The 20,733-nt window shown below is 70.1% G+C and carries 25 protein-coding genes; 14 read left to right on the forward strand and 11 right to left on the reverse strand.

Annotated features, from left to right (window positions below; genetic code table 11):
• Positions 1 to 117 precede the first annotated feature (117 nt).
• Together pyrE and KY497_RS04850 are read left to right on the forward strand one after the other, a co-directional pair.
• On the forward strand, positions 118 to 678 hold the full coding sequence (pyrE, locus tag KY497_RS04845) for an orotate phosphoribosyltransferase (RefSeq protein WP_219869960.1): 561 nt from the start codon (positions 118 to 120) through the stop codon (positions 676 to 678).
• Positions 675 to 1,577: an ROK family protein gene (locus KY497_RS04850; RefSeq protein ID WP_055874767.1), complete on the forward strand. Its 903-nt coding sequence runs from the start codon at positions 675 to 677 to the stop codon at positions 1,575 to 1,577. Before pyrE ends, KY497_RS04850 begins: the two co-directional genes overlap by 4 nt.
• A 19-nt stretch (positions 1,578 to 1,596) precedes the next feature.
• Here KY497_RS04850 and KY497_RS04855 read toward each other — a convergent pair whose 3' ends face one another.
• The 4 genes from KY497_RS04855 to KY497_RS04870 form a co-directional block, all read right to left on the reverse strand.
• Entirely contained in the window at positions 1,597 to 1,899 is a 303-nt protein-coding gene (locus KY497_RS04855; protein WP_219869961.1) for a hypothetical protein, read from the reverse strand.
• Positions 1,900 to 1,903: 4 nt separating this feature from the next.
• Positions 1,904 to 2,143 (reverse strand): hypothetical protein, encoded by a 240-nt coding sequence (locus KY497_RS04860; protein WP_219869962.1) that lies wholly within the window; start codon positions 2,141 to 2,143, stop codon positions 1,904 to 1,906.
• Positions 2,144 to 2,262: 119 nt separating this feature from the next.
• Complete coding sequence (locus KY497_RS04865) at positions 2,263 to 3,411, reverse strand: sugar MFS transporter (RefSeq protein WP_219869963.1); 1,149 nt, start codon at positions 3,409 to 3,411, stop codon at positions 2,263 to 2,265.
• The gene (locus KY497_RS04870; protein WP_017829590.1) at positions 3,408 to 4,310 is read right to left on the reverse strand and encodes a MurR/RpiR family transcriptional regulator; all 903 of its coding nucleotides are present in this window, start codon (positions 4,308 to 4,310) and stop codon (positions 3,408 to 3,410) included. The genes KY497_RS04865 and KY497_RS04870 overlap by 4 nt, the downstream gene beginning before the upstream one ends.
• Positions 4,311 to 4,475: 165 nt before the next feature.
• On the opposite strand from KY497_RS04870, the gene KY497_RS04875 reads away from it, so the two are divergent.
• The 9 genes from KY497_RS04875 (at position 4,476) to KY497_RS04915 (ending at position 14,472) form a co-directional block, all read left to right on the forward strand.
• A complete protein-coding gene (locus tag KY497_RS04875) occupies positions 4,476 to 6,023 on the forward strand; it encodes an ABC transporter substrate-binding protein (RefSeq protein ID WP_141388052.1) in 1,548 nt (515 codons plus the stop codon).
• Positions 6,024 to 6,089: 66 nt separating this feature from the next.
• Positions 6,090 to 7,061 carry an ABC transporter permease gene (locus KY497_RS04880; RefSeq protein ID WP_017829588.1) on the forward strand — a complete coding sequence of 324 codons (972 nt, stop codon included), beginning with the start codon at positions 6,090 to 6,092 and terminating at the stop codon, positions 7,059 to 7,061.
• The gene (locus KY497_RS04885; RefSeq protein ID WP_218682131.1) at positions 7,058 to 7,945 is read left to right on the forward strand and encodes an ABC transporter permease; all 888 of its coding nucleotides are present in this window, start codon (positions 7,058 to 7,060) and stop codon (positions 7,943 to 7,945) included. Before KY497_RS04880 ends, KY497_RS04885 begins: the two co-directional genes overlap by 4 nt.
• A complete protein-coding gene (gene murQ, locus KY497_RS04890; protein ID WP_017829586.1) occupies positions 7,942 to 8,847 on the forward strand; it encodes an N-acetylmuramic acid 6-phosphate etherase in 906 nt (301 codons plus the stop codon). The genes KY497_RS04885 and murQ overlap by 4 nt, the downstream gene beginning before the upstream one ends.
• Positions 8,847 to 10,037, forward strand: a complete 1,191-nt coding sequence (locus KY497_RS04895) for an anhydro-N-acetylmuramic acid kinase (RefSeq protein WP_219869964.1) — start codon at positions 8,847 to 8,849, stop codon at positions 10,035 to 10,037. Before murQ ends, KY497_RS04895 begins: the two co-directional genes overlap by 1 nt.
• Positions 10,034 to 10,537, forward strand: coding sequence for a GNAT family N-acetyltransferase (locus KY497_RS04900; protein ID WP_017829584.1), 504 nt, complete (start codon positions 10,034 to 10,036; stop codon positions 10,535 to 10,537). The genes KY497_RS04895 and KY497_RS04900 overlap by 4 nt, the downstream gene beginning before the upstream one ends.
• 13 nt (positions 10,538 to 10,550) lie before the next feature.
• Positions 10,551 to 11,702, forward strand: a complete 1,152-nt coding sequence (locus KY497_RS04905) for an enolase C-terminal domain-like protein (protein ID WP_219869965.1) — start codon at positions 10,551 to 10,553, stop codon at positions 11,700 to 11,702.
• On the forward strand, positions 11,699 to 12,847 hold the full coding sequence (locus KY497_RS04910) for a serine hydrolase (protein WP_219869966.1): 1,149 nt from the start codon (positions 11,699 to 11,701) through the stop codon (positions 12,845 to 12,847). Before KY497_RS04905 ends, KY497_RS04910 begins: the two co-directional genes overlap by 4 nt.
• Positions 12,844 to 14,472, forward strand: a complete 1,629-nt coding sequence (locus KY497_RS04915; RefSeq protein ID WP_219869967.1) for an ABC transporter ATP-binding protein — start codon at positions 12,844 to 12,846, stop codon at positions 14,470 to 14,472. Before KY497_RS04910 ends, KY497_RS04915 begins: the two co-directional genes overlap by 4 nt.
• 25 nt (positions 14,473 to 14,497) lie before the next feature.
• On the opposite strand, the gene KY497_RS04920 is transcribed toward KY497_RS04915, so the two are convergent.
• The 4 genes from KY497_RS04920 to KY497_RS04935 are packed head-to-tail and all read right to left on the reverse strand — an operon-like array spanning position 14,498 to position 16,659.
• Positions 14,498 to 14,665 carry a hypothetical protein gene (locus tag KY497_RS04920; RefSeq protein WP_167497469.1) on the reverse strand — a complete coding sequence of 56 codons (168 nt, stop codon included), beginning with the start codon at positions 14,663 to 14,665 and terminating at the stop codon, positions 14,498 to 14,500.
• Positions 14,662 to 15,156: a YdeI family protein gene (locus KY497_RS04925; protein WP_219869968.1), complete on the reverse strand. Its 495-nt coding sequence runs from the start codon at positions 15,154 to 15,156 to the stop codon at positions 14,662 to 14,664. Before KY497_RS04925 ends, KY497_RS04920 begins: the two co-directional genes overlap by 4 nt.
• Before the next feature lie 3 nt (positions 15,157 to 15,159).
• Positions 15,160 to 15,972 (reverse strand): HAD-IIA family hydrolase, encoded by an 813-nt coding sequence (locus KY497_RS04930; protein ID WP_021198233.1) that lies wholly within the window; start codon positions 15,970 to 15,972, stop codon positions 15,160 to 15,162.
• Positions 15,973 to 16,026: 54 nt separating this feature from the next.
• Complete coding sequence (locus KY497_RS04935; protein WP_141388066.1) at positions 16,027 to 16,659, reverse strand: metal-dependent transcriptional regulator; 633 nt, start codon at positions 16,657 to 16,659, stop codon at positions 16,027 to 16,029.
• 45 nt (positions 16,660 to 16,704) lie between these two features.
• Between KY497_RS04935 and KY497_RS04940 the strand changes: the two genes are divergently transcribed.
• Entirely contained in the window at positions 16,705 to 17,526 is an 822-nt protein-coding gene (locus KY497_RS04940) for a Na+/H+ antiporter NhaC family protein (RefSeq protein WP_258185908.1), read from the forward strand.
• Here KY497_RS04940 and KY497_RS04945 read toward each other — a convergent pair.
• Together KY497_RS04945 and KY497_RS04950 are read right to left on the reverse strand one after the other, a co-directional pair.
• Positions 17,504 to 17,800: a hypothetical protein gene (locus KY497_RS04945; RefSeq protein ID WP_219869969.1), complete on the reverse strand. Its 297-nt coding sequence runs from the start codon at positions 17,798 to 17,800 to the stop codon at positions 17,504 to 17,506. The two genes, KY497_RS04940 and KY497_RS04945, sit on opposite strands and share 23 nt — an antisense overlap.
• A gap of 19 nt (positions 17,801 to 17,819) precedes the next feature.
• Positions 17,820 to 19,088: an Nramp family divalent metal transporter gene (locus KY497_RS04950; protein WP_127483116.1), complete on the reverse strand. Its 1,269-nt coding sequence runs from the start codon at positions 19,086 to 19,088 to the stop codon at positions 17,820 to 17,822.
• A 139-nt stretch (positions 19,089 to 19,227) separates the two neighbouring features.
• Here KY497_RS04950 and KY497_RS04955 point away from each other — a divergent pair, with 139 nt between their 5' ends.
• The gene (locus tag KY497_RS04955; protein ID WP_229779049.1) at positions 19,228 to 19,908 is read left to right on the forward strand and encodes a TrmH family RNA methyltransferase; all 681 of its coding nucleotides are present in this window, start codon (positions 19,228 to 19,230) and stop codon (positions 19,906 to 19,908) included.
• 70 nt (positions 19,909 to 19,978) lie between these two features.
• Complete coding sequence (locus KY497_RS04960; RefSeq protein WP_218682696.1) at positions 19,979 to 20,446, forward strand: VOC family protein; 468 nt, start codon at positions 19,979 to 19,981, stop codon at positions 20,444 to 20,446.
• 33 nt (positions 20,447 to 20,479) lie between these two features.
• Here the strand turns inward: KY497_RS04960 and KY497_RS04965 are convergent, their stop codons facing one another.
• Entirely contained in the window at positions 20,480 to 20,710 is a 231-nt protein-coding gene (locus KY497_RS04965; protein ID WP_218682697.1) for a hypothetical protein, read from the reverse strand.
• Positions 20,711 to 20,733: the final 23 nt, after the last annotated feature.

Below are 20,733 nucleotides of genomic sequence, written 5' to 3' on the forward strand. Positions count from 1 at the left end.
TGAGTGCTGGACGGGCGCATGAGCGGTGCGGCCCCGGTTCTCATGCATCCGGTCGGGCCTCATGCATCCGAAGTCTCGGATCCCGTCGACGCCGGCTTGCCTCCTACACTGGATGCCGTGACCGCACTCGACGCAGACCGCCAGACACTTCTCGACCTCATCAAGGCGGAGGCGGTGTTCCACGGCGACTTCACCCTCTCCAGCGGCAAGCAGGCGACGTACTACGTCGACATGCGAAAGCTCACCCTGGACCACCGTGCCGCTCCCGCGATCGGTCGCATCATGCTCGACCTGATCGGCGACCTCCATGTCGTGGCGGTCGGCGGCCTCACTCTCGGTGCGGACCCGATCGCGAACGCGGTGCTGCATGCGTCGGTCGCCACCGACACCCCGCTCGACGCCTTCGTCGTGCGCAAGGAGCCCAAGGACCACGGGCGTGGCCGTCAGATCGAAGGCGCAGACGTGAAGGGCAAGCGCGTCGTGGTGCTCGAAGACACCTCGACCACCGGCCAGTCCGCGCTCAAGGCCGTCGAAGCCCTGCGCAAGGAAGGCGCCGAGATCGTCGCTGTCGCCGTGATCGTCGACCGCAAGACCGGCGCACAGGCCGCGATCGAAGCCGAGGGCCTGGAATGGCGCGCGGCCTTCGACCTCGACGACCTCGGGCTCGACCCCCAGTGACGCGCTACGCGCTCGCCGTCGATGTGGGCGGCACGAAGATGGAGGCCGCGCTCGTCGCGGAGGACGGTCTGCTCGTCGAGGGCAGCAGGAGCCGGCAGGCGACCGGTCGCGAAGCCACGCTCGCGTCGCTCACCGCCTCGGTCGTCGCCATCGTCGAGCACGCCCTCGCGGCTCTTCCCGCAGACGCCGAGCTCGTCGGAGCGGGAGTCGGCAGCGCCGGACCCATCGACCGCACAGCCGGCGCGATCATGCCGGTGAACATGCCCCTCGCCCGCGGCTTCGGCCTCGAAGAGGCCGTCCGTGCTGCGGCATCCACCGTCCTCGGACGCGACGTGCCCACCGTGCTCGGTCACGACGGCGGTGCACTCGCGCTCGCCGAGTCGTGGCTCGGTGCCACGCAGGGCGCCGGCGCCTCGCTGTCGATCGTCGTCTCCACCGGTGTCGGCGGCGGGTTCGTCGCCAACGGCGCCTACATCCCCGGTGCCACCGGCAACGCCGGCCATCTCGGTCAGGTGCGTCGTCACGGTGGCCTGACCCTCGAGGAGATCGCCTCGGGGCCCGCGAGCGCCGCCTGGGCGCAGCAGCAGGGCTGGACAGGAGCGACCGGCGAGGATCTGGCTCGCGATTCGGCCGCAGGCGACCCGGTCGCACGGGCGGCGATCGAGCGTTCGGCCCGCGAGGTGGGCGAGGCTCTCGCAGATGCCGCCACCCTCGTCGACCTCGACGTGGTCGCCATCGGCGGCGGATTCTCACGGGTGTCGGCGGACTACATCGACCTCGTGCAGCAGGCTCTCACCGCGAGCGCCGCGCATGAGTACTCGCGCCGAACCAGGGTCGTGCGCTCGGGGCTGGGCGACGAGGGGCCGCTCATCGGCGCCGCCGCTCTCGTGCTCCGGTAGGCGCTTCCAGGCGCGCTGCTCAGCGGCGCGCGGTGAGCAGGTGCCGGGGTGGTCCTTCGAGCCGCGCCACGGAGATCTTCAGGTCGGTGACGTCGGCGGCGACAGCATCGATGCGGGCGGTCAGCTTCTCCGCGACCGCATCGATGCGGGCGGTCAGCTTCTCGTCGACGGCGTCGATGCGGGTGCTGAGTTTCTCGTCGACGGCATCGATGCGGTCATCGATGCGGCGGATCATCCAGGCGCCGGCGGCGAACAGGCTGGTGCCGAGGGTGAGCACGATGCCGATCGCGCTGATGACGATGGTGAGGGTTTCGGTGGTCACGGTCTCATCCCCGTCCCGTCGTGAGCAGGTGCCGGGGCGGTCCTTCGAGCCGCGCCACGGAGATCTTGAGGTCGGTCACGTCGGCGGCGACGGCGTCGATGCGGGTGCTGAGTTTCTCGTCGACGGCGTCGATGCGGTCATCGATGCGGCGGACCATCCGGGCGGCGCCGACGAACATGCTCGTGCCGAGCGTCACCACGACGCCGACGGCGCTGATGATGATCGCGAGGACCTCCGTGGACACGCATACTCTCCTTGCTCGGATGGGTGTGTCGACGACGTTACGCCGCCCTCACCGGTGTGCGCGCCGGTATTCCAGCATCTGTGAAGAGGTCGTCGGCGGTGCGAGGTGTGGAGGAGGTGTCAGTTCGCCGTCGAGGTCCGCTGCGGCGACCGCGCGGCGACCAGCACCAGCGCCAGCACGAGCGCGCACAGAGCAGCGGACACCAGGAAGGTCGTGCTCGATGCCGGGTCTCGGCCGATCAGCAGGATCAGGGTCGGCACGAAGGTGCCGCCGACCGCACCGCAGGCGACGAGCGCGCCGGTCACCGCGGCGCTGCGAGCGGGATCGAGGCGGTCGAGGGCGAGTCCCAGGATGAGGCCGTAGCTGGGAGCGAGGAGCACGACCACGGCGGCCAGTGCGACGAGCGCGCCCACGGGAGCGGAGTCCACCAGCATCCCCGCGGCGGCCATCAGGAGGGCGGCGACGCTCGTGGCGCCGGCGAGGATCACGATCGGCGATACGGACAGTCGCCGCAGACCCGCTGCGCCGAAGCGGCCGATCGCCATGAGCGTCCAGAACGCCGAGGTTCCCAGTGCGGCGAGGCCGGGATCGACCGCGAGGATCCGCTCCGGGATCACCGCCGACCAACCGGACAGCACGGTCTCGACGCCCACATACAGCGGCAGCGCCACGGCGAACGGCAGGAGGACGAGCAGCCCGCGCACGTCGCGCTGCGCGGGAACCTCGGCGCGGGCGGAAGGGGCTGCCGCTCCGGCGAGGATCGCGACCGTGAGAAGCGGCACGATCGCCAGGATGCCGAGCAGCGCACGTGCAGGCGACCCCACGGCGACGAGCAGCGGGGTGACGGCCGCGCAGACGGCGACCGTGCCGAGCAGGGCGCTGAGCAGTCCCGTCGCGCTGCCGGTGGCCAGGGACTTCGCGGCCACGGATCCGGAGGCCTCGACCAGTCCGAACCCGACCCCGGTTATCGCGGCCGCGACGATGAAGACCGCGGGAGTTTCGGACAGCGCCACCACGACGACGGCGGCGGCCTGGAGTGCGCTGCCGAGCATCAGCGCGGTGCGCGGCGGCTGTCGCGTCAGCAGCGGGCCCGACGCCAGGACCCCGACCAGGAGCCCGGCGAAGAGTGCGGGCACGGCGGCGCTGAGTTCGGCGGTCATCGCGCGCTCGGCGGAGGGGAGGATCGCGGGAACGAAGGCAGCCGTGACCCCGAGGCCCGCGAATGCGGTGAACAGCCCCGCTCGCGCGCGTCGGGTGTCGTCGGTCACGCCCCCGCCGTCCGCACGCGGTGCACGGCGGCGAACGTGTCGCGCAGCGCCTCCATCGAACGGTCGTAGTTCGACTGGGCGACGCCGATGAAGATGCAGTCGACCACCATGAGCTGCGCGATCCGGCTGCCCAGTGCGCCCGAGCGGAAGCCGGTCTCGCGGGCGGCGGTCGTCAGCACGATGTCGGCTTGATCGGCTAGGGGAGCGCCCGCGTGGTTCGTGATCGCGATGGTGGTGGCTCCGGCCTGACGGGCGAGCAGCAGGAACTCGATCGTGTCGGTGGTGGCGCCGGTGTGCGACACCGCGATCGCGACGTTGCCGGGCCCGAGGGTCGCCGCCGACGTCCACGCGGCATGCGGGTCCGACCAGTCCAGAGCGGTGCGCCCGATGCGGGTGAGCTTGCGCTGCAGGTCGAGGCCGACGATGGAGCTCGCGCCCACACCGAAGATGTCGACCCTGGTCGATGAGGTGATGGCGTCGACGGAGGCCCGCAGCGACTCGGTGTCGAGCACCTTGGCGGTGTCGGCGAGTGAGAGGGTCTCGGCGAGCGAGACCTTCGCGACGATGTCGGCCAGGGTGTCGTTGCGGTCGATGTCGCCGGAGACGGCGGGAAGCGCGGCCGTGTCGAACGTCTCGCGCTCGACGTCGCGCAGCACGTGGTTGCGGAGCTCCCGCACGTGCTCGTAGCCCAGGCGCTTGCAGAATCGCACGACCGAGGTGGTCGAGGTGTCGCAGCGCTGGGCGAGTTCGGCGACGGACAGGCCAGCGGTCCCCGCGGGATCGGCGAGGAACAGGTCGGCGATGCGCTGCTCGCTCGGACGCAGCTCGGGGCGGATCGCACGCATGCGGACGAGCACGGGGTGTGCGCCAGCGTCGTCGCGGGCGGCTTCATGGGGCATGGGGTCTCCGATCGCTGTTCATAACAGTAGAGGAACTTCTGTTACATCAGTAGTGTCTGTCGTGTACTTTTAGTACCAACCAAGACCGACGATGTTCGCGGGGCGGCAGGCAACAGCGCCTGACCCGACGCCACGGCGACGCGTCCCATCCAGGAGGAATCAGCAATGAGCACAGCACGGCGGGCGTCATTCGGCGCTCTCACTGCCACGGGTGTCGCTTTGGCGCTCGTGATCACAGGTTGTTCCGCACCCGCATCCGACCCCCAGCCGTCAGCGGGTGCTGCAGGCGGCGACCTCGTCATCGGCGTCACCAGCGACCCAGACACGCTCTTCCCCTGGAAGGCGACCCAGTTCCAGGCCGTCAACGTGCTGCAGAACCTGTATGGCACCCTGACCGAGTTCGACGAGGACCTCAACGTGGTCCCCGGCCTCGCCGAGTCCTGGGACGTCTCGGAAGACGGCCTCACCCTGACCTTCCACCTGCGGGAAGGCGTCACGTTCGCCGACGGCAGCACGTTCGGATCCGAAGACGTGAAGCACTCGCTCGATGCGATCGCGGCCGAGGCCACCGCAGCTGTGTCGCGCAGCTCTCTCGCCTCCGTCACCGCGGTCGAGGCCACCGACGAGAACACCGTCACCCTCACCCTCAGCGCTCCCGACGCCGCACTTCCGGCGAACCTCGCCGTGATCAACATGGCGATGCTGTCCTCGGACGACACCGAAGAGGGGCTGAACACCACCCCGAACGGCACCGGTCCCTTCATCCTCGACGACCGCAAGGCGAGCCAGTCGATCACGCTCGCCAAGAACGAGGACTACTGGGGAGACACCGCGCTGCTCGACACCGTCGAGTTCCGCGTGATCCCCGACGAGTCCTCGATCGTCTCGGCGATGCAGTCCGGCAACGTGCAGCTGGCCGTGTTCGATGACCCGCTGGTCGCGCAGACCGCCGAGGGTGCGAACGTCGAGGTCGCCACGACCCCGCAGCTGAGCTACCACGCGCTGCAGCTGAACGCCACGCGCGGCGACCTCACCGACGTCAACGTGCGCCTCGCGATCCAGTGCGCGATCGACCGCCAGGAGGTGCTCGACACCGCAGCCCTCGGCGAGGGCGAGGTCACCGGTCCCATCACGTCTCCCGCGTACAAGTCCGACCCCGACGCACGCCCGTGCCCTGAGCGCGACCTCGACAAGGCGGCCGAGTACCTGAAGAAGGCGGGCAAGGAGGACGGCGTCACCATCAAGACGATCGTCTCCCAGGGCGAGTACGCGACCTCGGTCAACGAGGCGCAGAACCTGAAGGCGCAGCTGGCCGACGCGAACATCACGCTCGACCTCGAGGTGCTCGAGTCCGGTGCCTTCGTCGATCGCTGGATCGCGGCCGACTTCGACGCCGCTGTCGCCCTCAACGGCGGTCGCCCCGACCCCGACGGCATGTACGGCCGGTACTTCACCAGCACGGGCAACCTGAACAAGGTCGCCGGCTACTCCTCGCCCGAGCTCGACGCGCTGTTCGCCGAGGGCCGCCAGACGGCCGACCCGGAGAAGCGCAAGGACATCTACGCGCAGGTCTCCGAGAACCTCGAGGACAACGCCGCGTGGATCTGGCTGTTCACGAGCTACACCTACACGGCGACCGCGTCGAACGTCGACGGCTTCGTCCCGATGGTGAACGGCTCGCTGCAGTACCTGCGGACCACCTCCATCAAGTAGCGGATCGAGGGGGCGCGGCCACCCCGCGCCCCCTCCCTCCCCGACGACAGGCACCCACACACGCGCATGTTCAGACAGATCCTCCGCAACAGCGTGCTGCGACGCATCCTCGCAGCCCTCGGCACGCTCCTCGGCGTCGCCATCTTCGTCTTCCTGATGCTGCGCGCCATCCCCGGCGACCAGATCAGCTCCGGCCTCGGCACCGAGGCCGCCGCCCTCACGCCGTCGCAGCGCGCCGCCCTCGAGTCGTACTACGGTCTCGACCAGCCGCTCTTCGTGCAGTTCTTCTCGTGGCTGGGCAACATCTTCACCGGCAACCTCGGCTTCTCGTCGCGGGCGCAGACGAGCGTGCTCGATCTCACCGCCGCCGCCCTCCCCGTGACGTTCGAGCTCGCGATCTTCTCGATCGTGATCGCGCTGGCCATCGGCATCCCGCTCGGAATGCTCTCCGCCTCGAAGCCCGACTCGTTCCGCGACGGCGTCGGACAGGTGGTCGGCCTCGCCGGTCTCTCGATCCCCGCGTTCCTGCTCGGCACGGCGCTGCTGGCGATCCTCGCCTCGTCGTTCGGCTTCAACCCCAACGGCCAGGCCTACGCCACGCTGTTCGAGAACCCGTTGCTGAACCTCCAGCAGATGCTGCTGCCCTCGATCGTGCTCGGCTTCGGCATCGCCGCGCCGATCATGCGCACCACCCGCACGGCCGTGCTCGAGATCCGCTCCAACGACTTCATCCGCACCGCCAGGGCGAAGGGCGTCCCCCCGCGTCGCCTGCAGGTGCGCCACGTGCTCGGCAACGCGCTCGTGCCCATCGTCACCATGACCGGGCTGCAGTTCGGCTACCTCCTCGGCGGTGCCGTGGTGGTGGAGCAGATCTTCTCGCTCCCCGGCATCGGGCGTCAGGTGCTGCTGGGCATCCAGCAGAAGGAGTACGCGCTCGTGCAGAGCACCGTGCTCGTGATCGCGCTCGCCTTCGTCATCGTCAACCTGCTCACCGACCTGCTGTACCGGGTCATCGATCCTCGGGTGCGTGCCGCATGACCGACATCTCTCAGACCCCGGCCCTCGCCCCCGGCGGCGGGCGCACCATGGAGCGCGTGCGTCTCCTGCTGCGCAGCCGCAGCGGGCTCACGGGACTCATCATCGTCGCCCTTCTCGCCGTGCTGAGCCTCGTCTCGGCGTTCGGGCTGCTGCCGTTCGACCCGCTCGCGCAGGATCCGCCCTCCCGCCTGCAGCCGCCGTCGGTCGTGCACTGGTTCGGCACCGACCAGTTCGGTCGCGACGTGTTCTCGCGCGTCGCCGCCGGCGTCGCCAACTCGGCGCTGATCTCGGTCGTCGCCGTGGCCTTCGCCACCGTGGTCGGTACCGTGTGCGGGCTCATCGCCGGCTTCTACCGCGGCTTCTCCGACGGCGCGATCACCGCGGTCACCAACGTGCTGTTCGCCTTCCCTCCGCTGCTGCTCGCGCTGTCGCTCGCCTCGGTGTTCGAGCGCAACTGGTTCACCATCGCCGTGGCCATCGCGATCGTCTACGTGCCGATCTTCATCCGCGTCACCCGAGGGCCGGTGCTGTCGCTGCGCGAGGTCGAGTACGTCAAGGCCGCCAAGAGCACGGGTCAGAGCCGCATGGCGACCATGTTCCGGCACGTGCTGCCGAACATCACGTCGATCATCATCGTGCAGGTGACGCTCTCGCTGTCCTGGGCCGTGCTCACCGAGGCCTCGCTGAGCTTCCTCGGCCTCGGCACACCTCCGCCCGCGCCCTCGCTCGGCTCGATGATCTTCGAGGCGCGCACGCTCGTGACGATCGCCCCGTGGACCATGATCGCGCCCGGTGTGATCGTGGTGCTCCTCGTCGTGGGATTGAACCTGCTCGGCGATGGCCTGCGCGACAGCCTCGACCCCCGGAACAGAGGAAAGCGATGACCATGGAGGACCTCGGCGCGCTGGCGACGGAGGCCAGCGATCCCCGCTACGCCGAACTCGACCTGATGAGCGTGGCGGAGCTCGCGCAGACCATGAACGAGGCGGATGCCACGGTGCCGGCCGCCGTGCAGCGCGCACTCGGGGAGATCGTTCCGGCGATCGAGGCCACGGCCGCCCGTATGGCGCAGGGTGGACGCCTGGTCTACGTCGGCGCGGGAACCCCCGGCCGCATCGGCGTGCTCGACGCCTCGGAGTGCCCTCCCACGTTCAGCACTCCGCCGGAGCTGGTGTTCGCGATCATGGCGGGCGGACCCGGCGCGATCGTGAACCCCGTCGAGGGCGCGGAGGACGACGCGGAAGCGGGCGCTGCGGCCATCGACGCGGCGGGCATCGGCCCGCTCGACACCGTGATCGGCATCGCCTCGAGCGGACGCACGCCGTATGTGATCGCCGCCGTCCGCCGCGCGCGCGAGCTCGGAGCGCTCAGCATCGGCCTCTCGTGCAACGTCGGTACCGCTCTCAGCGCGGCGGCGGAACACGGGATCGAGGTCGAGGTCGGCCCCGAGGTGCTCTCCGGTTCGACCCGCCTCAAGTCGGGCACGGCGCAGAAGCTCGTGCTCAACATGTTCTCGACCATCTCGATGGTGCGAAACGGCAAGGCCTACGGCAACCTGATGGTGGATGTGAAGGCCACCAACCACAAGCTGCGCGAGCGGGCGATCCGGATGGTGCAGACCATCGCCGAGGTCGACCGCGACGCGGCGGTGGCTGCGCTGGAGGCCGCCGCCTACGACGTGAAGCTCGCGTCGATCATGATCCGCCGCGGTGAGGATCTCGCCGCGGCGACCGCTCGACTGGGTGCCGCCGACGGTCGGCTGCGCACCGCACTGGAGGAGAACTGATGCGCGTCCTCGGACTGATCTCCGGCACCTCGCACGACGGGATCGATGCCGCCGTCGTCGACTTCACGACCAATGGCGGCTTCACCGCGCACGGGGTGGATCTGCACGGCACGGTGCTCGCCGCCACGAGCGTGCCCTACGCGCCCGAGCTGCGGGCGCGGCTGATCGCTGCGCTGCCACCGGCGCAGACCACCCTCGCCGAGGTGTGCGAGCTCGACACCCTCATCGGACAGGCGTTCGCCGAGGTCGCCGCCGACATCGCCGCCGAGGTGGGCGGTGTCGACGCTGTCTGCTCGCACGGGCAGACCGTGTACCACTGGGTCGACGGAGCGCACGCGCTGGGCACCCTGCAGATCGGGCAGCCCGCCTGGATCGCGGAGAAGGTAGGTGCCCCCGTGGTCTCCGACATCCGCATCCGCGACATCACGGTCGGCGGGCACGGTGCCCCGTTGGTGTCGTTCCTCGACGAGCTGCTGCTGCGCTCGCGCGCCGGGGTGTCGGCGGCCCTGAACCTGGGCGGCATCTCGAACATGACGGTGGTGCGGCAGGACGGCCTGGTCGCCTACGACATCGGCCCCGCGAACGCGCTGGTGGATGCGGTCATCGTGGAGCACGGCCTCAACCCGCTCGGCTATGACGACGACGCCGCGATCGCCCGCACCGGTCAGGTCGACGAGGCGCTGCTGGCCGCGCTGCTGGAGGACTCGTACTACGCCCTCACGCCGCCCAAGAGCACGGGCAAGGAGCACTTCCACCTCGGCTACGTGCAGGAGCACCTCGGCGCGCAGGGTCGCGAGATCGCCGTCGCGGATGTGGTGCGCACCCTGACCGAGCTCACGGTCCGCACGGTCGCGCGTGATGTGGAGGCTGCAGGTATCGGTTTCCTCGCCGTGTCGGGCGGCGGCTGCCGCAACCCGCTGATCCTCGACGGACTGCGCGCCGCGCTCCCTGCGACCGAGGTCGTGCTGGCCGACGAACTGGGCGCGGCCGCCGACAGCAAGGAGGCGATCCTCCTCGCGCTGATCGGCTGGTCCACGATGCACGGTGTTCCCGCGATCGTCCCGGGGGGAACAGGTGCGCGCGAGCCGCGCATCCTGGGCACCATCACCCCGGGGGTCGGTCCTCTGCAGATGCCGGAGCCGGTCGCTGCCATCGACTCCCTCGTGCTCACGGAGGCCGCAGCATCGTGAGCCTCCAGGTGCGCCCCGCCACCCCGGACGACCTGTCCGGGGTGATCGAGGTGTTCCTCGCCTGCTGGCGGGAGAGCTACCGCGGCGTGCTGCCCGATGGGGCGATCGATGCCATGACCGACGAGCGCGCCGAGGCGCTGTGGCAGCGGGTGCTCGCCGATCCGGTGGGCGTCGTGCTCGTCGCGGAGCGCGACGGCGGGATCGTCGGACTCACCCGGTACGCCGCGACCGCAGGCGGCGAGGGCCGGATCGACGGTGCCGTGCACTCCCTGTACGTCTCGCCCCGTGCCCACGGCGGGGGCATCGGCGGCGCGCTGCTGGCGCGGGCGACCGCTGACCTGCAGGAGGCCGGGGCCGAGGCCGCGACGCTGTGGGTGTTCGCGGCCAACGCGCCGTCGATCGGCTTCTACGAGGCGAAGGGCTGGCACCCCGATGGAGCCACCCGCACGCAGCCGGAGTTCGGAGAACCCGAACAGCGCATGCGCAGGGAGTGGACATGAGCGGGGTATCGCCATGAGCGCGGTGATGCGCCTGCGCGTGCTCCGGGTGCCGTCGCCCCTGGTGCGGCCGTTCATCACAGCCGTGCGCCAGACCGATCACCTCGACGTCGTGCTCGTCGAGGCGACCGACGCCGACGGGCGCCGCGGATACGGTGAGGCCGCCACGAGCTGGCGCGTCACGGGGGAGAGCCCGCAGAGTGTCGCCGCCGCCGTCGCAGGTCCGCTCGCCGAGGCCGTACGCGGTCGCGACGCCGGCGACCCCGGACTTGCTGTCGACATCACGCGGTCGATCTGGGGCAACGCCGCCGCCCGCAGCGCGGTCGAGTGCGCCGTCGCGGATCTCGCCGCACAGCAGCAGGGGGTCTCGCTCGCGGCCTGCCTGTCTCGCGCATTCGCCGTGCACGACTCCTCGAGGACGTCGCGCATCCGCACCGACATGACCCTGTCCGTGGGGGAGCCGGATGCGGTGGCAGCGCTTTCCGAGGAGTACGTCACCGCGGGGTTCGGGTGCCTCAAGCTCAAGGCCTCCGCTGCGCACGACACGGTCGCCGGACTCCGCGCCGTTCGTGCCGCGGTCGGGCCCGACGTCACGCTGCGGATCGACGCGAACCAGGCCTGGGACGCCGAGACCGCGATCCGCGTGATCCGTGCCGCCGAAGACGCAGGCCTCGGGATCGAACTCGTCGAGCAGCCCGTCGCCGCGCACGATCTCGATGCTCTCGCCGCCGTGACAGCGGCCGTCGACACCCCGATCATGGCCGATGAGTCGGTGCGCACGGCCCAGGACGTGCGCAGGGTCGCCGAGCGCGGAGCCGCCGATCTCGTGAACATCAAGCTCGCCAAGACGGGTGGACTGGCCGAGGCCCTCGCCGCCGCGGAAGCCGCACGAGAGGCGGGCCTGGGTGTCGTGATCGGCTGCATGATGGAGTCGCATGTCGGAGTGAGCGCCGCCGCCCACCTCGCAGCTGTCGTCGCCCCCGGTGTCGTGCACGACCTGGATGCGGCGTTCTGGCTGCAGCGGTCGCCGGTGATCGGCGGCGTCGTGCCATCCGGAGACGTTCTGCTGCTGGAGGCGGACGCGGGTCTCGGCATCAGCGCCCTCGCCGCGGATGCGCACCCCGAGGTCCTGCTCGACCTCCCCGTCGGCGCGGAGGTGCGCGCATGACCGCCGCCGAAGCCGTCGGCGCCGTGCTCGCCATGGAGTCCGCCCCTCGCGGCGTGGTCGCGGGTATCGTCACCGATGCCGGGCGGGACATCGCCGCCGGCGGTCTGGCGGACCTCGCCGGAACGGCGATGACAACCGAGACCGCGTTCGACATCGCCTCGGTGTCGAAGGTCGCCGCGACCACCACCGCGATCCTGCGACTCGTGAGCCGGGGCGAGCTGGGCTTCGACGACCCGGTCGAGCGGTTCGTCCGCGGCACCGCGTGCGCGGCGGGAACCACCGTGCGCCACCTCCTGCAGCACCGCGCAGGACTCTGGGAATGGCAGCCGCTCTACCTCGATCGTGAGCACACCATCGACCCCGCCGCCGCGGTCGATGCGATCCCGCTGCGCTACGGCCTGGACGGAGGCCGCCACTACTCCGACCTCGGCTTCATGCTCCTCGGCCGCATCATCGCGGCCGTCACCGGCGCGCCGCTGGATGCCGCCGTCCGCGAGCTCGTGACCGCACCCCTCGGCCTCGACCGCACCGGATACGGCCCGTTCGCCCCGCCCGTCGCCTCCTCCGCCGTCGGCGATGCCGCCGAGCGTCGCATGGTGGTCACGGGTGAGCCCTATCCGATCCTCACGACCGCGCGGGAGTTCACCTGGCGCGACGACGAGATCGCCGGAGTCGTGAACGACGGCAACTGCTTCCACGCCCTCGGCGGCGTCGCAGGTCACGCCGGACTCTTCAGCACCGCCGGTGATCTGCTGACCCTCGGTGCCGCGCTGGCCGCGCCCGAGCGGCACCCTGAGCTGTGGGATCCGGATGCCGTCGCCGAGCTGTTCCGGGACGGACCGGACCCCGGACAGGCACTGGGCTGGCGCAGCGATGCGATCGCGGTCGCCGGTGAGCGGACCCGTCTGCTCTGGCACCCCGGCTACACAGGATGCGCGCTCGGACTCCTTCCGGGCACCGGCACGGCGGTGGTGCTGCTGAGCACCCGCCTCTTCGCCGTCGAGCCCGCACCGACCGAGGCGCTCTGGCGCACGGCACTCCCCGCGCTCGTGCCCGACGACAGTGATCCCGAAGACAACGATCCCGATGACAACGATCCCGACGACAACGATCCCGACGACAACGAAGGAACGAGAACACCATGAGCACCACCGAGCCCGTGCTGAGCATCAGCGGCCTCGCCGTCGCCTTCCGGACCGGTTCCGAGCTGGTCACCGCGATCAGCGACGTCGACATCGACATCGCCGCCGGTGAGACCGTCGCGATCGTGGGGGAGTCGGGGTCGGGCAAGTCCACCACCGCGGCCGCGGTCAACCGTCTGCTCCCCGAGAACGGGGTGATCACGGCCGGCAGCATCCGCTTCGACGGACGCGAGCTGACCGACCTCCCCGAGAACGCCATGATCTCGCTCCGCGGTGCCGGGATCGGCCTCGTGCCGCAGGACCCGATGTCGAACCTCAACCCGCTCATGCGCGTGGGCGAGCAGATCGGCGAGGCGCTCGAGGTGCACGGCCACACGCACGGCGACGCCACCAAGGCCCGAGTCGTCGAGCTGCTGGAGATGGTGGGGATCGCGGATGCCGCGCAGCGCGCCCACCAGTACCCGCACGAGTTCTCTGGCGGCATGCGCCAGCGCGTGCTGATCGCCATGGGCCTCGCCTGCAAGCCGCGCCTGCTGATCGCCGACGAGCCCACCTCCGCCCTCGACGTGACGGTGCAGCGCCGCATCCTCGACCAGCTCGACACGCTCACCGACGAGCTCGGCACCGCGGTCTTCCTGATCACGCACGATCTGGCCCTCGCCGCCGAGCGCGCAGATCGCATCGTCGTCATGTTCCGCGGCCGGGTGGTCGAGGAGGGCACCTCGGCGCAGGTGCTCGGCGCCCCGCAGCACGAGTACACGAAGCAGCTGCTCGCTGCGGCGCCCAGTCTCGCCTCGCGCCGCGATGTCCTGCCGCAGCGCGAGGCCGCCACGGGGACGCCGTTCGTCGAGATCCGCGACCTCCGCAAGGAGTTCGCCCTCCGCGCCCCCAAGGCCGGGGAGCCGCAGACGTTCACGGCGGTCGACGGCGTGAGCTTCGAGATCCGCCGCGGCACCACGGTGTCGATCGTGGGCGAGTCGGGCTCAGGCAAGTCGACCACGGCGAACCTGGTGCTCGGACTCGAAGACGCCACGTCGGGGTCGATCCTGTTCGACGGGCTCGACCTGACCACGCTCCGCCGCAAGGAGCTGTTCGCCCTGCGCCGTCGCGTGCAGCCGGTGTTCCAGAACCCCTACGCCTCGCTCGATCCGCGCTACACGGTCGAGCAGTCGATCGCCGAGCCGCTGCGCGTGCACCGCATCGGCACCACGGCGTCGCGGCATGCCCGGGTGCTCGAGCTGCTGGAGCAGGTCGCGCTGCCCGCGGCGATGGCGGAGCGCCTGCCGCACGAGCTGTCGGGTGGGCAGCGCCAGCGCGTCGCGATCGCCCGCGCCCTGGCGCTCGAACCCGAGCTCGTGGTGCTCGACGAGGCGGTGTCGGCGCTCGACGTGCTGGTGCAGGCGCAGATCCTCGACCTGCTCGCCGACCTGCAGAAGCGCCTGGGCCTGAGCTACCTCTTCATCAGTCACGACCTCGCCGTGGTGCGGATGATCTCCGACGAGGTGCACGTCATGCAGCGCGGCGTCGTGGTCGAGAGCGGCACGCCGGAGCGCATCTTCGACGACCCGCAGCATCCCTACACGCGCGAGCTGCTCGCGGCGATCCCTGGAGCCTCGCTGGCGTCCTGAACGGAGTTCTCCGGCGACCGCAGGCTCAGCGCCTGCGGTCGTCGTCGTCCCAGGGGCCTTCCCACCAGCCGGCGCGGCCGTCGTCCGAGCCGCCGCGTCCGCGGCGCGAGCGCACGAACTGCACGACGAACACCGTCAGCGAGCTGAGCAGGATCAGGAAGACGACGAGGAACAGCAGGTCGTTCTGGTTCATGGACGTTTCCCCTCCGCGGCATCCGCCACGATCTTCGCGATGCGGGCGGTCTTCGTCTCCGGCCGCTTGGCCATCGCGATCTGCGTGAGACCGAACTTCTTGATCGACTTCGGAAACGCATCCCAGTTCGCACGCGCGACGGGCACGGCATCGAGCGCGGCGGTGAACTCGTCGGGCTCGATCCCGGCTTCCGGTCCGTCGAGTAGCGTCCAGGAGCCGTTCGCCTTCGCCGCCTCGAGCACGCGGATGCCGGCCGGGGCGAGCAGTCCCGCGGCTTCGAGCTCGGCGATGCGCGCCTTGTTCGTCGCTGCCCACCCGCTGCCGGGGCGCCGAGGGGAGAACCACTGCCCGGAGGCATGGTCGTCCGTCCCGTCGTCGAACACACGCACGGGCCAGACGCCTCCCGTGCGCTCGTGGTTCTCGGCGAGCCAAGCGCGCCAGACCGCGGCATCCGCCGCCCTGATCCGCTCGCCGTCGTCCAGTGCGCCCATGGGCTACTTCTTGGTCTTCACCGTCGTGATCGTCTCGGTGATCCGCGGCAGCAGGTCGGCCACCGACTGCACGATCTCGTCGGGGCGGAACGGGTACTTCTCGATCTCGGCCTGGTCGCTGATGCCGGTCAGCACCAGCACGGTGTGCAGGCCCGCCTCGATGCCGGCCACGACGTCGGTGTCCATGCGGTCGCCGATCATGCCCGTGCGCTTCGAGTGCGCGCCGATCTTGTTCAGTGCAGAGCGGAACATCATCGGGTTCGGCTTGCCGACGACGTAGGGCTCCTTGCCCGTGGCCTTCGTGATGAGGGCGGCGATCGCGCCGGTGGCCGGGAGCGGTCCGTCGGTGCTCGGGCCCGTGGCGTCCGGGTTCGTGACGATGAAGCGCGCGCCGCCGATGATGAGGCGGATCGCCTTGGTGATCGCCTCGAACGAGTAGTTGCGCGTCTCGCCGACGACCACGAAGTCGGGGTTCGTCTCGGTCATGATGAAGCCGGCGTCGTGCAGCGCGGTGAGGATGCCGGCCTCTCCGATCACGAACGCCGAGCCTCCGGGAAGCTGCTGCTTCAGGAAATCGGCGGTCGCGAGCGCCGAGGTCCAGATGCGCTCCTCCGGCACGTGCAGTCCGCTGATGCGCAGGCGTGCCGACAGGTCGCGAGCGGTGAAGATCGAGTTGTTGGTGAGCACCAGGTACGGGATGCCCGCGCTCTCCCAGCCGGCGAGCAGTTCGGAGGCTCCGGGGATGGCGTCGTTCTCATGGACGAGCACGCCGTCCATGTCGGTGAGCCAGCATTCGATGTCATCACGTTGTGCCATGTGCACAGCCTAGAGGGCAGGGGTGACGCGCACCTGACCGTGTTGCAGAGGGAGCTAGGCGCTGAGCCAGACCACCTGTGCCGCCTCGTCGGGAAGCGCCGTCTCCGTTCCGTCGATCTCGACCCCGGATGCCGTGACCGTCACGGTCGATGCGACCGTCAGCCCGAGGGGCTCGAGGGCTCGGAGCAGCTCGGGGTCGCGGTCGTCGACCCGCAGCACGCGCCCCGTGTGCCCGACCGGCGCATCCGCGAGCAGCACGAACGGCTCGCGCTCGATGCGGCCGTCGGCGTCGGGGATCGCATCGCCGTGGGGGTCGAAGCGGGGGCGTCCCAGACGGGCATCGATGCCCTCGAGCAGCCGGTCGCTGATGGTGTGCTCGAGCACCTCGGCCTCGTCGTGCACCTCGTCCCAGCCGTAGCCGAACTCCTGTACCAGCCAGGTCTCGACCAGCCGGTGCCGGCGCACCATGGCGAGGGCGCGGGCGGTGCCGGCCTCCGTCAGTCGCACCGCACCGTAGGGCACGTGCGACACGAGTCCGGCGGCGGCGAGCTTCTTCACCATCTCGGTGACCGACGACGGAGCGATGCCGAGCTTCGCGGCGAGCACCGAGGGAGTGATCGGTGCGTCCTGCCACTCGGTGTGCGCGTAGACGGTCTTCAGATAGTCGTCAGCTGCAGGGGATGCCACCGGACCAGCCTACGTGGTGCTCTCGCGTGCCCATGCGGTGAGTCCGTGGATGAGGGCGCGCGCGCCGATCTCGAACGTGCGCCGGGCTGGGTCCGTGCTGAGCCGCGCGCGGGCAGCTACCTGAACGTGCTGACCACGGGTACCTCGATGAAGCCGGTGACCGATCGCTACCGCGTGCCCCGCACGCAACTCGGCGCGATCATGAAGATGACGGCCGCACCCATCGCCGTGCTCGTCCCCGTCTCGACGTGGGCGCTGTTCTTCTCCGGTCTGTTCGAGGCGCAGGGCGTCACGGTCGGCGGCCCGGGGTTCGGCGCCTACCTGCAGGCGATCCCGTTCATCTTCGTCGGGTGGGCGGCACTCGCCGTCGCCCTGCTGATGAGCATCGGCTGGCTGTCGAAGCTCGGCGTGATCAAGCGCGACGCGATCCGGGCGGAGCGAGACGGCGACGTCTTCCCGCTCGGCACCACCGACGACGAGCGGCGGGCCGAGGGGGCCGCGGCTCTCGCCGTCACTCTGGTGATCGTGCTCGTGCAGCGCCGGCTCAGCATCCGTGGGGTGTTGGATGCCGCGCTCGAGGGTATCGAGAGCATGCTGTTCGTGATGATCCTCACGGTCCTCGCGTTCATGGTGCAGGAGATGAACATCACCCTGCAGCTCGCCGAGTTCGTGATCCAGGTCACCGAGCCGGTGCTCACCCCGGCACTGCTGCCGGCGATCGTGTTCGCAGTGTGCGGCATCTACGCGTACGCCACCGGATCGTTCTGGGACCTCGCCGCGGTGATCACCCCGGTCGTCCTGCCGCTGGCGCTCGCGCTCCGCGCCGACCCGATCCTCGCGCGGATCAGCCCACTGTCGTCAGGATGATGAAGGCGGCCTGACCGGCGAAGAACAGGACGAGGAATCCGAGGAGGGCGGCGGCCAGTGACAGTCGGCCGTCGAACCCCTCGACCTCGGCCATGCCGATCTTGCGCGCACGGAATGCCATCACGAGCGTGGCGACGCCGAGCGCGACCTGCACCCAGGGGCTGGCGAGGCCGATGACCGTGGGGAAGGTGATCAGCAGGCCGCCGATCACGCCGGTCGCGAAGCCGATCCAGGTGAGGATGCGGACGTTGCGGCGGGCGCTCTCGGCAGACATGCATCGAGCCTATCCGGGCTCAGGCTCCCGTCAGCACCAGCCAGAGCAGGGCGCCGTTGAGCGCGATCAGCAGCACAGAGGCGAGGACCCCCGCCGCCGTCGTCCACCGTCGGTTGACCCAGGCGCCGAGGGTGCGTCGCTGCGCGGTGAGCACGACCAGGGGGATCAGCGCGAACGGGATGCCGAACGACAGCACCACCTGGCTGAGGACCAGGGCGAGCGTCGGGTCGAAGCCGATGCCGAGGATCACGAGCGCGGGGATCAGCGTCACCAGTCGACGCACGAGCAGCGGGATGCGCACATGCAGCAGGCCGTGCATGATCTCCGCCCCGGCGTAGGCGCCGACCGAGGTCGAGGCCAGGCCCGAGGCGAGCAGACCCACGGCGAAGAAGGTCGCCACGACCGGTCCGAGTCCGGCGGCGAGGGCGGCATGGGCCCCCTCCAGCGAGTCGGTGCCCTCGACGCCGGCGAGGTTCGCTGCGGCGAGCAGGAGGATGCAGAGGTTCACGGAACCGGCGATCACCATGGCGATCGAGACATCCCAGCGGGTGGCCGTGAGCAGGCGGCGGATGCGCGAGGTCTCGGTGCGCACGGCCTCGTCGCCGGCATGGGAGGTTGTCGCACCGAAACGGTCGCGGGCGAGCGAGGAGTGCGCGTAGATCGCGTGCGGCATGATGGTCGCCCCGAGGATGGACGCGGCCAGCAGGACCGAGCCGGTGTCCTGGAAGCGGGGGACCATCCCGCCGATGACTCCTGCCGGGTCCGGTGGTGCGACGAAGACACCGGCGACGAAGCCGATCGTGATGATGGCCATGAGCCCGATGATCACGAACTCGAACGGACGGGCGCCGCGCCGGCTCTGCACCGTGAGCAGGATCATCGAGACCGCACCGGTGATCAGGCCGCCGAGCAGCAGCGGCACATCGAACAGCAGATTGAGGGCGACCGCGCCGCCGATGACCTCGGCCAGGTCGGTGGCCATCGCGACGAGCTCGGCCTGCAGCCAGTAGGCGCGGCGCGCCCAGGGCCGCTTCAGCCGTGCGCCCAGCACTTCGGGAAGGCTCTGCCCGGTGACGACCCCCAGCTTGGCGGAGAGGTACTGGATCAGCCACGCCATCACGTTGCCGGCGAGCACCACCCACACCAGCAGGTAGCCGTACTGCGCGCCTGCGGTCATGTTGCTGGCGACGTTGCCGGGGTCGAGGTAAGCGACGCCGGCGACGAGGGCGGGTCCGAGCAGCCACAGGCTCCGCGGAGCCCGGGCCGCGGGCGCGGCCGGAGCCGTCATCGGAAGTGAGGAATTTTTAGGCACACCGAAACCGTAGCGCTTTTTTCGGTCCACCTAAATATCCCGGGCGCTCCGTTCTCGGGTCGCGTTCGCAGGGGCGAGGGCAGGCAGGAGTGCGCGGCGGCGATAGCCTGGCGGGATGGAAGACGCCGCGCCGGACAGCACGACCCCCGACGTTCCCGCGGACGCGGTGAGCACGGGTTCGATCGCCCAGCCCGGCTACGGCGTCGGCCCCTGGCCGGGGGGCGAGGATGCGTGGCCGGCCGGTGAGCAGTACGACCCCGAGCTCCTCGCTGCAGGAGACACCCGCAACGTGATCGACCGCTATCGCTACTGGCGGATGGAGGCGATCGTCGCCGACCTCGACACGCAGCGGCATCCGTTCCATGTCGCGATCGAGAACTGGCAGCACGACATGAACATCGGGTCGATCGTGCGCAGCGCCAACGCCTTCCTCGCCGACACCGTGCACATCATCGGTCGCCGTCGATGGAACAAGCGGGGGGCCATGGTCACCGACCGCTACCAGCACGTCGTGCACCACGAAGACGTCGAGACGTTCGCCGCCTGGGCCGCCTCCGAAGCGCTCCCGATCATCGCAGTCGACAACGTCGAGGGTGCGGTGCCGGTCGACAGAGCCGACCTGCCGCAGCGCTGCGTGCTGCTGTTCGGTCAGGAGGGACCGGGGCTCTCGCACGAGGCGCTCGCCGCTGCCTCCGCGCACATCGAGATCACCCAGTACGGCTCGACCCGTTCGATCAACGCCAGCGCGGCAGCCGCCGTGATCATGTACGAGTGGTGCCGGAGATACGCGGGCTGAGCCCGCGCCGAGACCCTCTCGACAGGGGGTGACCGCGGGCGTAGCGTGAGTGCCGATCGAGGAGGCCGACATGGCAGGCGTCGCACCCATCCGTCCGTATCTCTGGTTCGTCGACAGTGCGCAGGAGGCGATGGACTATTACGTCTCGGTGTTCCCGAACTCGTCGATCGACAGCGTGACCCTCTACCCCGACGAGAACCTCAGCGAGCATTTCGAAGGGATGACCGGGAAGGTCATCAACGGCGAGTTCACCCTGAACGGCACGAGGTTCGGCTGCATCGACGGCGGGCCGAAGTTCGCCTTCAACGAGGCGATCTCGTTCGTGATCGAGTGCGCGAACCAGGCGGAGATCGACCACTACTGGCAGGCGCTGTCCGCGGTCCCCGAATCGGAGGCGTGCGGTTGGTGCAAGGACCGGTTCGGCGTGAGCTGGCAGGTCATCCCCACCGGGCTCGACCTTCTGCAGCAGCGGCCGGAGCAGATCCAGGCACTGATGCACATGAAGAAGATCGTGATCGCGGAGCTCGAGATCGCCTGACCGGTCGGCGTCGGTCGTCCCGGTCGGCGCCGGTCACCCGCGGTCGATGCCGAACAGGTGACGGTAGATCGCGTTGACGTCGCGATCCAGGTGATCGATTCGCCCGTGCACCGCTCCGATCTCGGTCCGCACATTCGCGAACTCGCTCCGCATCTCGGTCCGCCCGCTCGCGAACTCGCTCCGCATCTCGGTCCGCACGCTCGCGAACCCGTTCTGCATCGTGCGAAGGAACATCGTCGAGATCAGCGTGATGGTGCCGAACATCCCCGCGGCGAAGACGCCGATCA

It is taken from the genome of Microbacterium sp. PAMC22086, from assembly GCF_019443525.1.
GTDB lineage: Bacteria > Actinomycetota > Actinomycetes > Actinomycetales > Microbacteriaceae > Microbacterium > Microbacterium maritypicum.